14 protein-coding genes are annotated in these 11,914 nt (G+C 32.9%); 3 read left to right on the forward strand and 11 right to left on the reverse strand.

From position 1 onward, the window contains the following. Positions 1-47: 47 nt before the first annotated feature. Both SOJ_RS09955 and zapA read right to left on the reverse strand, forming a co-directional pair. The gene (locus SOJ_RS09955) at positions 48-569 is read right to left on the reverse strand and encodes a CvpA family protein (RefSeq protein WP_002512279.1); all 522 of its coding nucleotides are present in this window, start codon (positions 567-569) and stop codon (positions 48-50) included. Further along, positions 569-835 (reverse strand): cell division protein ZapA, encoded by a 267-nt coding sequence (gene zapA / locus SOJ_RS09960; RefSeq protein WP_002507965.1) that lies wholly within the window; start codon positions 833-835, stop codon positions 569-571. The genes SOJ_RS09955 and zapA overlap by 1 nt, the downstream gene beginning before the upstream one ends. A 315-nt stretch (positions 836-1,150) precedes the next feature. Here zapA and rnhC point away from each other — a divergent pair, with 315 nt between their 5' ends. Continuing rightward, positions 1,151-2,092 carry a ribonuclease HIII gene (gene rnhC / locus SOJ_RS09965; RefSeq protein WP_002507966.1) on the forward strand — a complete coding sequence of 314 codons (942 nt, stop codon included), beginning with the start codon at positions 1,151-1,153 and terminating at the stop codon, positions 2,090-2,092. A gap of 91 nt (positions 2,093-2,183) precedes the next feature. Here the strand turns inward: rnhC and pheT are convergent, their stop codons facing one another. From pheT to SOJ_RS09995, 6 genes are all read right to left on the reverse strand, one after another. Further along, the gene (gene pheT / locus SOJ_RS09970) at positions 2,184-4,586 is read right to left on the reverse strand and encodes a phenylalanine--tRNA ligase subunit beta (protein ID WP_002507967.1); all 2,403 of its coding nucleotides are present in this window, start codon (positions 4,584-4,586) and stop codon (positions 2,184-2,186) included. Beyond that, entirely contained in the window at positions 4,586-5,644 is a 1,059-nt protein-coding gene (gene pheS, locus SOJ_RS09975; RefSeq protein ID WP_002507968.1) for a phenylalanine--tRNA ligase subunit alpha, read from the reverse strand. The genes pheT and pheS overlap by 1 nt, the downstream gene beginning before the upstream one ends. A 337-nt stretch (positions 5,645-5,981) precedes the next feature. Continuing rightward, entirely contained in the window at positions 5,982-6,722 is a 741-nt protein-coding gene (locus SOJ_RS09980) for a TrmH family RNA methyltransferase (RefSeq protein WP_002507969.1), read from the reverse strand. A gap of 26 nt (positions 6,723-6,748) precedes the next feature. Continuing rightward, complete coding sequence (locus SOJ_RS09985) at positions 6,749-7,690, reverse strand: M23 family metallopeptidase (RefSeq protein ID WP_002507970.1); 942 nt, start codon at positions 7,688-7,690, stop codon at positions 6,749-6,751. Between the two features lie 132 nt (positions 7,691-7,822). After that, positions 7,823-7,996 (reverse strand): 50S ribosomal protein L32, encoded by a 174-nt coding sequence (gene rpmF / locus SOJ_RS09990; protein WP_002507971.1) that lies wholly within the window; start codon positions 7,994-7,996, stop codon positions 7,823-7,825. Positions 7,997-8,080: 84 nt separating this feature from the next. Continuing rightward, positions 8,081-8,626 carry a YceD family protein gene (locus tag SOJ_RS09995; RefSeq protein ID WP_002507972.1) on the reverse strand — a complete coding sequence of 182 codons (546 nt, stop codon included), beginning with the start codon at positions 8,624-8,626 and terminating at the stop codon, positions 8,081-8,083. Positions 8,627-8,752: 126 nt separating this feature from the next. On the opposite strand from SOJ_RS09995, the gene SOJ_RS10000 reads away from it, so the two are divergent. Next, positions 8,753-9,886 (forward strand): nucleotidyltransferase, encoded by a 1,134-nt coding sequence (locus SOJ_RS10000; RefSeq protein WP_002507973.1) that lies wholly within the window; start codon positions 8,753-8,755, stop codon positions 9,884-9,886. A 166-nt stretch (positions 9,887-10,052) separates the two neighbouring features. On the opposite strand, the gene coaD is transcribed toward SOJ_RS10000, so the two are convergent. Together coaD and rsmD are read right to left on the reverse strand one after the other, a co-directional pair. Beyond that, entirely contained in the window at positions 10,053-10,538 is a 486-nt protein-coding gene (gene coaD / locus SOJ_RS10005; RefSeq protein WP_002507974.1) for a pantetheine-phosphate adenylyltransferase, read from the reverse strand. 1 nt (position 10,539) lies between these two features. Continuing rightward, entirely contained in the window at positions 10,540-11,082 is a 543-nt protein-coding gene (gene rsmD, locus SOJ_RS10010) for a 16S rRNA (guanine(966)-N(2))-methyltransferase RsmD (protein WP_002507975.1), read from the reverse strand. A gap of 69 nt (positions 11,083-11,151) precedes the next feature. Between rsmD and SOJ_RS10015 the strand changes: the two genes are divergently transcribed. Then, positions 11,152-11,541, forward strand: a complete 390-nt coding sequence (locus SOJ_RS10015) for a DUF7147 family protein (protein ID WP_002507976.1) — start codon at positions 11,152-11,154, stop codon at positions 11,539-11,541. A 103-nt stretch (positions 11,542-11,644) separates the two neighbouring features. Here the strand turns inward: SOJ_RS10015 and SOJ_RS10020 are convergent, their stop codons facing one another. Continuing rightward, positions 11,645-11,896 carry a YlbG family protein gene (locus SOJ_RS10020; protein WP_002507977.1) on the reverse strand — a complete coding sequence of 84 codons (252 nt, stop codon included), beginning with the start codon at positions 11,894-11,896 and terminating at the stop codon, positions 11,645-11,647. Positions 11,897-11,914: the final 18 nt, after the last annotated feature.

Consider the following 11,914-nt stretch of genomic DNA (forward strand, 5'->3'; position numbering starts at 1 on the left):
ACCTCCTGTATTTTAAAAATCTATATATTTTACGAAAATTATGCTAGCTATATGTTTAATACAAACGTCGATACATAAGGTGTATGTAATAACATATATTCTGCAATAATCGAGCTTGAAAGTTGCTGTTGTATGAATTCTAATGGATAAAGTGCTGCACTATACAATAATGTTGTGCAGATAATAATTGAAGATATTATTCCCATTAACATACCAATAAATCGACTTATTAAATTGAGCCCTCGGTATTGAATAACCTTATCAAAGACAACAATAACCCCATAACAAATTATCTTGGTAATTGTCGCTACGATTAAAAATGCAATAATGTGGTCGAATCGCTGTTGTAGGTTATCAAATTGAAAAGCATAATTCAAATCGTAAGCTTGTGTTTTAGGAAAAGGTATAAATAATTCCAATCGTTGAGATATTTGCAAATAAAATCGTTGCGCTACCCATAATGAAAACAACGTAGCACCTAGATGTAATGCACTAAACCATACACCTCTTCTAAATCCAATCATTCCTATGTAAATAAAAACAATTACAATTAATATATCAAAAATCATTATTCATCACTGTTTTTCAGTTGTTTTATTTCTTGTTGCAGACGATGATTTTCCTCTTCTAATTGTACTTTTTCATGCATAATGTTTACTGCTGTTAATATTGCTTTTCTTGTCGTGTCTAAGCCTGCACTCTTACTACCCAGTTCTTTAATCCTTTCATCGACGAGATGTGCTACATAACGGATATGTTCAGGGTTGTCCTCTCCGACAATTGTATAACGCTGATCATTTATAGTGACGTTAATCCGATTTTTAAACTCTCCCATATAATAACTCCTGACTTTTGTTTATATTTCCGAATTCATTCTCTAATTGATTCTTTTAAGTGTTTAATTTAGTAATTTATACTATTTATTACGAACCATTATACACGACAAAATATTATTTTGTAAGAGGTGTGATTTGTAATATTTGAAATATTTGTTATTTATAACATTTTTGACAATGTAAATGAAAACGCCTCTACATAAACTTTTAATAGATGGTGCTTTCACTAGTAGCTCGGTTATTTATACTTGTGATATGATATTCATTGTTGAAATATAAATATTAGTAATCCATATAAAGTGAGGCCAAAAAACATGACAAATGTTGTACTTAAATTAACAAATCAAGAAATCCAGCAATTAATGTCTAAAATTCAATTTGATACATCGAATGTTTCTCAAGGAATGAAAGGCAAAACCAAATATAAAAGCACTTCAATTTCAATTTACAATTCAAATAAAGTCATGTTTCAAGGTAAAGATGCAGATAATATAGCATCTCAACTCTTACCTAATACAGCTAAACCTGCACAATCTAAAACGAATTCAGTTAAAAAAACTTCTAGCACTAATAAGACTATTCGATATAACAATTATCAATGTATTGGTAGTGATGAAGCAGGCAGTGGCGATTATTTCGGTCCACTTACTGTATGTGCTGCTTATGTTTCCAAAAAGAATGTACAAGTATTAAAAACGCTCGGCGTTGATGATTCTAAGAAATTGACTGATGCAAAAATCGTTGAATTAGCTGAACAACTTGTAACTTTTATCCCTCATTCTTTGTTAACTATGCACAATGAAAAATATAACGAAAAACAAAAATCTGGCTGGTCACAAGTTAAAATGAAAGCAGTGTTACATAACGAAGCAATCAAAAATGTAACACAAAAGATAGATACTGATGCATTAGACTATATTGTCATTGATCAATTTGCTGAGGCTGGTGTATATAAACGCTATGCTCTAACCGATTTACCCTTCAGTACTAAAACAAAATTCGAAACAAAAGGTGAATCTAAATCTATAGCAATTGCGGCAGCCAGTATTATTTCACGTTATGCCTTTGTTAAAAATATGGATAGTCTCTCGCGTTCTGCTAAAACAGAGATTCCTAAAGGAGCTAGCAATAAAGTCGACCTTGCAGCAGCTAAAATCATTGATCGTAAAGGCATTGACTATCTAGACTCTATTACTAAAAAGCATTTTGCTAACCGTTCAAAAGCAGAAAAATTAGTACAAAAGAAACATCGTTAGCAACTAAATTCACTATTAATATTATAACTTTAGCATAAAAACCTTGGCATCCCATAATAATGGTCTACCAAGGTTTTTAAATTACACTATTTTATCTAATTGTTGCACCTTCTGCTTGTAAAGCAGCTAAGATGTCTTCATGTACTGCATTTACTTTGTCATCTGTAAGTGTTTGTTGTGTATCTAAATAAGCTAAACGAATTGCAATTGATTTCTCATCTTCAGCAATGTGTTCGCCTTCATAAACATCAAATACTTCGGCTTTTTGTAAAATTTCTCCACCATGATTTTCAATGACTTTCACTAATTTTGCTGAAGGTATTGTACGGTTGATAACTAAAGCAATATCTCTTGATACACCTGGAAATCTAGGGATTGGTTGATAATTAATATATCCAACTGAGACAGCCATCAATTTCTCATAATTTAATTCAAAAACGTATGTGCGTTTTAAGTCATTTTCTTTTTCAACTTGAGGATGTAATTCACCAACAAAACCAATGATTTCATCGTTTAATTTAACCATAGCTGTTCTACCAGGATGTAAGCCATCAATTTCTCCAGATTCATAGTCAAATTGGATATCCAGTTTTTCGGCAATGCGATCTACGATACCTTTGACAACAAAGAAATCAACTTCTTCTTTCTTACCTTGCCAAGCATTAACTGTGTAATCGCCTGTTAAGATACCACTTAAATATTCAACTTCATCTGGTAATTCACTTTCGCCATTACTAAAGAATACACGCCCTAGTTCATACAAGCGCACATTATTATTTTTACGAGCGACGTTATAAGAAACTGCATCGATTAAATGAGGTATCAAACTTTGTCGCAAAGTAGCATGCGCCTCACTCATCGGCATTAATAAATCAATTGTAGCGCGTTCTTGTAGTGCGAAATCTTTTGCTCTTTGTTTGTCTACCAATGAATAATTTATTGCTTGACTTAAACCAGCGCCTTCTAGTGTTGCTTTCACGACACGAGACTTACCTTGTCTATCAGTTAAAGCACCATGTGTTACTTCCTCAAACACAGGTAGTGTTGATGGGATTTCATCATAACCATACATACGTGCAATTTCTTCAATTAAGTCTTCTTTTATTGTAATGTCTTTACGACGAGACGGTACCATAACAGTTAAGATATCTTCATTTCTAGTTGTTCCAAATCCTAATTGTACAAAAATCGCTTCAATTTCTTCCGCTGATAGTTCAAAACCTACTGTTGTATTTACTTTATCAATAGAAATTTCAATTGGGGTAACAAATTGACCTAAATCGCCTTCTGCCACGCGACCTTGAGTTACTGAACCGCCCGCATAAGTTTGTAGTAAATAACAGGCTCTATCTACCGCTTCATCTACAAATTCTGTCGCAATACCTTTTTCAAAACGACTAGAGGCTTCACTTCTTAAGTTTAATCTTCTTGAAGTATGTCTAATAGAAACAGGGTCAAAAATCGCGCCTTCAATCACAACATTCGTTGTTGATTCAGTCACTTCTGAGAAATCGCCACCCATTACACCAGCTATTGCTATTGGATTTGTGCCGTTTGTAATAACAATATCACTGTCTTTCAATGTTCTTTCTTGATCATCTAGTGTAGTCATTTTTTCATCAGTATGAGCTTGACGTACTTCTATTTGACTTGAACCTATTTGATCTTTATCAAACATGTGTAGTGGTTGCCCGTATTCTAAAAGCACATAGTTTGATATATCTACGACGTTATTGATTGGACGAATCCCTGCTTTGATTAAACGCATTTGCATCCACTCTGGAGATGGTGCGATGGTTAGACCATTCACTACTCTTGCACTGTAATATGCTACCTTATCTTTATTTTGAATGTTCACGCTGATTTCATCTGACGTTTGTTCAGAAATCTCATTACTATTTGTTTCTGGTTTCTTCATTGACACATTGTATAACGCTGCTGTTTCATAAGCTGTACCTATCATACTTAATGCGTCAGCTCTGTTTGGTGTTAAATCAAATTCCATCACTTGGTCATTTAAATATAGCGCAGTCATAGCGTCTGTACCTGGAGTCACTTCAGACGAAAAGACATAAATACCATCTTCAAATTTTTTAGGTACAAGATTGCTTGGCACACCAATTTCTTGAAGGGAACAAATCATACCCTCTGAACGTTCTCCACGTAATTTAGCACGTTTAATTTTTATGCCGCCAGGTAATCTGCCTCCTACTGTTGCTACAATGACTGTCTGACCAGCATCAACATTAGGAGCACCACACACGATTTGAACCGGTTCTGCTTCACCAATGTCTACTAAACATATATTTAACTTGTCAGCATCTGGATGAGGTGCTTTAGATTGTACGTATCCGACAACTAAGCTCTTGATTTCTTTTGTATAATCTACAATATCATCTACTTCAATACCAGTACGTGTAATTCTTTCTGCAAGTACATTAACTGGTTCATTAATATCTACATAACTTTCTAACCATTCTTTTGAAATAAACATTACTTTTCACCTCTATCTTCTACAGCTTTAAATTGATCTAAGAAACGTACATCATTTGTATAGAAATGACGTATATCCTCAATACCATATTTCAACATTGCGATTCGATCAGGACCCATACCAAATGCAAAGCCAGTATATTTATTTGAATCAAAACCTGCCATCTCTAATACATTAGGATGCACCATACCAGCTCCTAGAATTTCTATCCAACCAGTTTCCTTACAAACATTACAGCCTTCACCTTTACATTTGAAACATGAAACGTCTACTTCTACAGAAGGTTCAGTGAATGGGAAGTAACTTGGACGTAGTCTAATTTCTCTCTCTTCACCAAATAATTGTTTAGCTAATAATTCTAACGTACCTTTCAAATCACTCATTTTAATATTTTCATCTACAACTAAACCTTCAATTTGAGTAAATTGATGACTGTGCGTTGCATCATCAGAATCGCGTCGATAAACTTTACCAGGACATAAAATTTTTACAGGACCTTGGCCATTGCGTTCCTCCATCGTTCTTGCTTGAACAGGAGACGTGTGTGTACGCATTAATATTTCATCTGTAATATAAAAGCTATCTTGCATGTCTCTTGCAGGATGTGATTTAGGTAAGTTTAGCGCTTCAAAGTTATAATAATCTTTCTCTACTTCAAAACCATCAACAATTTCGTAACCTAAACCTAAGAATAAATCTTCAATCTCTTCAATCGTTCTTGTTAAAGGATGTTTAGAGCCTATTGAAATTTTACGGCCAGGTAATGTAACATCAATTTGTTCTTCTTTTAATTGTTGTTCTAATTGTTCATGCGCTAAAAGTTCATGACGTGATTCAATTTCATCTTCAATAGCTTGTCTCACTTCATTCACTTGTTGACCATAGGCTGGTTTTTCTTCATTAGATAAATCTTTCATATGTTTCATCAAACCAGTAACTGACCCTTTTTTACCTAAATATTTAACTTTTACATCTTGTAATTCTTTTTCATTTTGAGCTTCATTAATATCAACTAATGCTTGCTGCTTAATCTCAGTCATCGCTTCTGTCTGTGCCATACATAGTCCTCCTATTTAAAATCTTAATGTGTAGTGATTTTTTGTAAAAACGCAAAAAAGACTTTCATCCCTTGAAACTGGGACGAAAGCCTTCCGTGGTACCACCCAAATTTATGCCTAAGCATACACTTGTTGTCATTGATAACGGAAATGAAGTCCGACTTAAATTTCTTTAAGTAACCAAAAAGGTGAAAAAAACTAAATACAGTGGATTATCTTGCAGTCTTCGGATAATCTCCCTTAAGCAACTGTATGAAAATAGTCTACGTCTTTTTAAAGGTTAATATTTATTTTGAAATATCATTAACTATATTATATACGATAATTGATTAAAGGGTCAACCTTTCAAGTGATACATCACGATACTACCAGCTATTGCTACATTTAAACTTTCTGCCTTGCCATAGATAGGTATTGTTAAATTTTGAGACGTTTTACTCAATAATTCAGGGTTTACACCTTCACCTTCATTACCTAAAAGTAGCGCGAACTTTTCTTCACTTTGTATTTGATTATATGGTACTGCATTGTCCAATGCAGTACCATACACTCCCCCTTCAAATCCATCAATAAATTCACTTAAATCTTGTGTCACAATTGGAATATGAAAGACGCTGCCTTGACTCGCACGCATAACTTTATCTTGATAAGGGTCTGCTGTACCTTTTTCAAGCACAATTAAATCTAATCCGGCAGCATCTGCGGTACGAATTAATGTTCCTAAGTTACCTGGATCTTGGATACAGTCTATTAGTAGCACTTGTTGTGCATTCGCTGTTTCATGAACAGGTTTTTCAATCACCGCAAAGAAGCCTTGGGGTGTAACTGTACCTGATAATGCTTCAGCAACTTTTAAATTAATTTCAAATACTTCATCAGCATGATTAATCATGCCATCATCAAGTCTTTCAATATCTACGACATACAATTGTTCAATTTTCAAATTACTTTTATAAGCTTCTTCAATTAAATGATAACCCTCGATAAGTGCGCGTCCTGTCTTATCTCTTTCACGTTTCTTTTTTAATTTAATTGCATTTTTAACTTTACTATTTTGAGCCGAAGTAATCATTTCCATAGCATAGCCTCTTTATTTTAGTATTTTTAACTCTTAAATTTATGCTTAATATTTGTACTAATATTTTTAAAAAATGTAGAAAACTGGCTTTCACTTTCCACTAAAATATTATCTCCTGTATATGTTACTATATCACCTTTAACTGGTGAAGCGTTATTGAGAAATTTAATTTTCAACGTTTGAGTAGTTTGGATATCTTTATGATTCATCACTTGAAAGTGTACATGTGGCTCAGAAGCGTTTCCTGAATTACCTACATTTGCGATATGTTGTCCACGTAATAATGTATCACCTTTCTCAATTTTGAACGAATACGGTTTAATATGTGCTATCATACTATATTCATTACGACCGTGCTTAATAACTATGTAATTACCTTCGGGATGCATTGTATTATATTCTCCAGATGTGCAATCAGGAATCCCGTCTACAACTTCTTCTACTACACCATTTGCCGGAGCTAAAATAGGTGCATTATAACTAAAATAATTCTCGCACTCTGTGGGGTCACCTTTATATGTGAAACCTTCTATTACTTTTACAAAATCAAAAGCATTACGTTGATTTTTATATCTATAGTGATGATTTAACAACTCATTTGCGCCACCAGTATGAACTAGCCAATCTTCTTGTAAAGGGATTGTATAACTACATTTCGAGAATTTAATTGAATGTGATTGCTTAATCGGTATTAGTGCCATACCAATAATTTCTTGATATTTATTTAAAATAACACTTGCACCTGATTCCATATTAGTATCAAACCAAATATACTCATCTTGACGATTTATATGTAAATGCTTATACAACCTGTTTGTTCCTCTAATACTGTTATACGCACTTAATAACTTCTTAAATTCTTTATAAGAAGAAATTTCTTGAAAATAATCACTAAAATGCTCATAAAGCCAAATGGCATCACTATTTTCTATTTTATTTATAATTATTTGTGCATTAATTGTTTCCATAATTTTACACAACCTATCAGCTGAATATAAATACTACCTATCACTAACATAAAAAATCGCTCAAAAATTATCAAGTGAATAATTAGTGAACGATTAGTATAGGCTATTATTAAGCCATTTAATTAAATGAAATTATTTTGATACAACGTCTTCGCCATTGTATGAACCACAGTTCTTACACACGCGGTGAGATAATTTATATTCTCCACAACTTGGGCACTCTGTCATACCAGGTACTGAAATTTTGAAATGCGTACGACGTTTATTTTTTCTTGTTTTTGACGTTCTTCTTTTTGGTACTGCCATGATATATCCTCCTTATATTCAAACACTAAATAGAAATTTTCAGATTCAATAATCCATTATACTATAGATTATTAAAATCCGCTATTACTCTTCGTCATATAATTGTTGTAGTTTTTGAAGCCTAGGATCAATTTGCTTAGATTCAGATTCTTCCTTATCTTTTGCAAGCTCAACCGCTTCTTCTTCGTCAATAACTTCCCAACCATTGCCTTCACTTAACATCTGATCGCTTTCGTTTGAAAAAACACGCATTGGTTTTCCAATGATAACTAGTTCTTCAGTAATATCTTTTAGATTTATCATACCGTTTGTTGCATCATGGTAATGTTCATCTTTATCTTCGCCATTACTATATTCATCATATCCTTCTAAATCAAAAATCTCTTGAGATTTAATATCTATAGGAGTTTCTACAGGAACTAAAGTACGTGCACACGGCATCGTATACGTTCCAGTTATATGCATATCTGCAATGACTTCATTTGATCTGACGGTTAATTCACCTTCAACATCAATATCAGATAGATCTATTAAATCTAATGATTTTACTAAATGATCAAAATTAACCGTTTGATGGAATTCAAATGGTTTATCTTGGAATTTTCTTAATTGTGTTATTGACCATTTCATAGGGCTTCACCTCTAACAAGCACAAAATTTATTTTAACTTTATAGACATAAGTTGTCAAGATTTTTTCTTAACACATTTACATCTGTTACAATATATATAATGAATTCTGAAAGGAAGAATTGCAAATGAAAAGCGTTGCACTAGTCACAGAATATAATCCTTTCCACAATGGTCACTTATACCATGCACAGAAATCAAAGTCAATTACTGAAGCTGAAGTTTCTGTCGCAATTATGAGTGGAAACTTTGTAATGAGAGGCCAACCAGCAATTTATAATAAATTTACGCGAACACAAATGGCGTTAACCGCTGTCGACCTAGTTATTGAATTACCTGCCTACTCTGCAATTTCTGCAGGACAATATTTTGCAGAGACTGCAGTTCAAGTCGCAGATTATTTAAATGTTAATCATTTATCATTCGGAAGTGAATCTGGTGATATAAATGCATTTTTATCACTTGCACAAGAAATGAATAAAGTAGAAGATTCACCACAATTTTCAGAGAAATCTAAAGAAGGTAAAAGCTATCCACGAATCATTAGTGAACTTATCTCTGACCATTCATTACTTTCATCACCTAATAACACTTTAGGGATATCATATGTGCGTGCGATTCAAAAATGGGCACCAACCATCCAACCCTGGACGATAACCCGAGAACAAAGCGCTCATCATGATGATTTGATTTCAAACTTTGCTTTTGCAAGTGGTACTTCGATTCGTAAATCAATTCAAACAGGTGATGACCAATGGAAAAAAGTTGTTCCTGAATCGGCTCAAACACTTTATGAAGCGCCCCAAGTTTCAATTGAAGATACCTTCACTTATATCAAATACGCAATTTTAAGCCAAGATGTGCAAACTTTGGAACAAATCCACTTAATGAGTGAAGGATTAGAACATCGTTTAGTGCATTTAATCAATGAAGCTACTTCTTTTGAACATTTAATGAAATTAATTAAGTCAAAGCGTTATACATATACGCATATCCAACGTTTACTTATGAACATTTTACTGAATTTCAAACAACAAGATAAACCTTCAACAATTGAAGCAGTTAGAGTATTGGGCATGACACAAAAAGGACAACAGTATTTAAAATATTTAAAGAACACTTTTCCAGAGCGTAATTATATAACACAAGTCAACAAACAAAACGCGCATTATTTTACGAACGAAATACACGCCACTCAAATTTATAATTTCCTTTCTAATAATACCGCTACCGACTTCAATACACCTGTGATACGTGTTTAAAAAGTGTAATAATCATAAATTAAAAATGGCTGACCGCATACCTAAAAGTATGAAGTCAGCCATTTTTAATTATCCAGTTGCCTACTTGAATAGCTACAGTTCAGCGATTTCATACAAAGTCTAGAGCCATTTTTCAATTTGTTATTTAGCATTTGGTTCTTTATAGTTATTTTCTAAATTTTTTATTCAATGCTTTTTCCACATGTACTGGAACAAAATCTGAAACATTCGCCTTATATGCAGCAACTTCTTTAACAACACTTGAACTAATAAACGAGTAATTCGTACTAGTCATCATATACATTGTTTCTACATCACTATTTAGCTTTTTATTCATTGAAGTCAGTCTCAATTCATATTCAAAGTCACTTACAGCTCTCAAACCTCTGATTATTGTCTGGGCACCAATATCGTCACAAAAATCAACAAGTAAACCATTAAAATGATGTACTGTAACGTTATCCAAATGTTTCACTGATTCTTTAATCAATTCTATGCGTTCTTCAATTGAAAATGTTCCTGCTTTACTACTGTTTTTCAAGACACAAATGTGAAGCTCATCAAAGCGATCAGCACTTCTATCTATAATATCTATATGCCCATAGGTAATTGGATCAAAACTTCCGGGAATAACTGCTTTAGTTGTAGACATTTTAATCTCCTTCTTCTAATAACAAAGTGTCTGTCAGTCCATAATGATAACGCTTTATCACATGGAAAGGATCAGTATTAATTTTTTCGTGATGATTGAACTCACAAACGATAATACCACTTTCTTTTAATAAATTAAACTTTGCGATTTCTTTCAACGCTTCATCTATTAGTCCTTTTTCATATGGGGGGTCCAAAAAGATTACATCAAATTGAATATCTCGTTTCGAAAGTGCTTTCAACGCACGGTCTGCATTGTTTTTATATACTTCAGTTTGCGATTCTATATTCAAACTCTTTAAATTTGCTTTAATCACTTTAACGGCTTTAAAATTTTGATCTACAAAAATCATTTTATCAATACCACGAGACAAAGCTTCGATACCTAAAGACCCGCTACCTGCATATAAATCTAAGCCTATTCCTGAAACTTCATGAAGACTATTAAAAATGCCCTCTTTCACTTTATCCATTGTAGGTCTGGTATTGCGCCCTTCTATGCTCTCTAGCGCTTTACTTTTATGTATTCCTGAAATCACTCTCATATTATTAACACTTCCATTCTTAAATCAAATTTTATATAATGCATACTGCATGATAAGGAGGATACAATAATGAAACAATCATTTATAAAATTAGGCGAAGGCCTCACAGACTTATTCGAATTTAACACTTTAATAGAATATAATTTCAAACGTATCGACCATATTGTTTATTTTCACGCTGCTACTTTCGAGAAAAAACCTTCTTCAGTAGCAATCGTTATGCATCCTACAAGTGAAAATCACTTCCAAGCTATGTATATCATGGTTAATGCTTTAAATTACCCCTATCCTAATTCCAATAAAAAGTTTGAAATGATCAATGAGCAAGCAAAACTATATAATATAGATATCAAAGAGGTAGATGTACAACCTAGTGAAACCTTCCACGACATCGATTTATATTTTAACTACTTAATCAGTGTTTTAAGACTACAGAGATGGATTCCACCATTGCAATAATTGAATAAAATAAGCCACTGTAGACAATCACTGTACTATTGTGGCTTTTTAACTCATTCATATTAACTCTTTAGCTACATTTCTTTTAATCAGATACAAAAAATCAAGATATTTCATGCTGTTCTTTTTCATAAACCTTTTTTAAATATTTATAAGGTGAGCCTTCAATATCCTTTACATATTTGAGCTTCATTAATTTTTCAACAATTTGATCAGCTTCTTCTTCATTTATATACATTACAACATAGCGTTGTTGTCTATTTACACTTACAATATGGCCAAACTTTCTTACTTGTCTTTCGTGTTTCATATGTTTTAAATAAATTATCAAACTTGTTCTAGCTATAGTGTTCATATTTTTCACTCCAATTAT

The sequence above is a fragment of the Staphylococcus sp. OJ82 genome, from assembly GCF_000294465.1.
Lineage (GTDB): Bacteria > Bacillota > Bacilli > Staphylococcales > Staphylococcaceae > Staphylococcus > Staphylococcus equorum.

What these genes read in the sequence shown, in the direction of transcription:
- SOJ_RS09995 (WP_002507972.1), bottom strand. Translation starts at nt 8,626, where the DNA reads ATGAAATGGTCAATAACACAATTAAGAAAATTCCAAGATAAACCATTT.
- rsmD (WP_002507975.1), bottom strand. Translation starts at nt 11,082, where the DNA reads ATGAGAGTGATTTCAGGAATACATAAAAGTAAAGCGCTAGAGAGCATA.
- rpmF (WP_002507971.1), bottom strand. Translation starts at nt 7,996, where the DNA reads ATGGCAGTACCAAAAAGAAGAACGTCAAAAACAAGAAAAAATAAACGT.
- SOJ_RS10020 (WP_002507977.1), bottom strand. Translation starts at nt 11,896, where the DNA reads ATGAACACTATAGCTAGAACAAGTTTGATAATTTATTTAAAACATATG.
- rnhC (WP_002507966.1), top strand. Translation starts at nt 1,151, where the DNA reads ATGACAAATGTTGTACTTAAATTAACAAATCAAGAAATCCAGCAATTA.
- SOJ_RS10000 (WP_002507973.1), top strand. Translation starts at nt 8,753, where the DNA reads ATGAAAAGCGTTGCACTAGTCACAGAATATAATCCTTTCCACAATGGT.
- SOJ_RS09985 (WP_002507970.1), bottom strand. Translation starts at nt 7,690, where the DNA reads ATGGAAACAATTAATGCACAAATAATTATAAATAAAATAGAAAATAGT.
- pheS (WP_002507968.1), bottom strand. Translation starts at nt 5,644, where the DNA reads ATGGCACAGACAGAAGCGATGACTGAGATTAAGCAGCAAGCATTAGTT.
- zapA (WP_002507965.1), bottom strand. Translation starts at nt 835, where the DNA reads ATGGGAGAGTTTAAAAATCGGATTAACGTCACTATAAATGATCAGCGT.
- pheT (WP_002507967.1), bottom strand. Translation starts at nt 4,586, where the DNA reads ATGTTTATTTCAAAAGAATGGTTAGAAAGTTATGTAGATATTAATGAA.
- SOJ_RS09955 (WP_002512279.1), bottom strand. Translation starts at nt 569, where the DNA reads ATGATTTTTGATATATTAATTGTAATTGTTTTTATTTACATAGGAATG.
- SOJ_RS10015 (WP_002507976.1), top strand. Translation starts at nt 11,152, where the DNA reads ATGAAACAATCATTTATAAAATTAGGCGAAGGCCTCACAGACTTATTC.
- coaD (WP_002507974.1), bottom strand. Translation starts at nt 10,538, where the DNA reads ATGTCTACAACTAAAGCAGTTATTCCCGGAAGTTTTGATCCAATTACC.
- SOJ_RS09980 (WP_002507969.1), bottom strand. Translation starts at nt 6,722, where the DNA reads ATGGAAATGATTACTTCGGCTCAAAATAGTAAAGTTAAAAATGCAATT.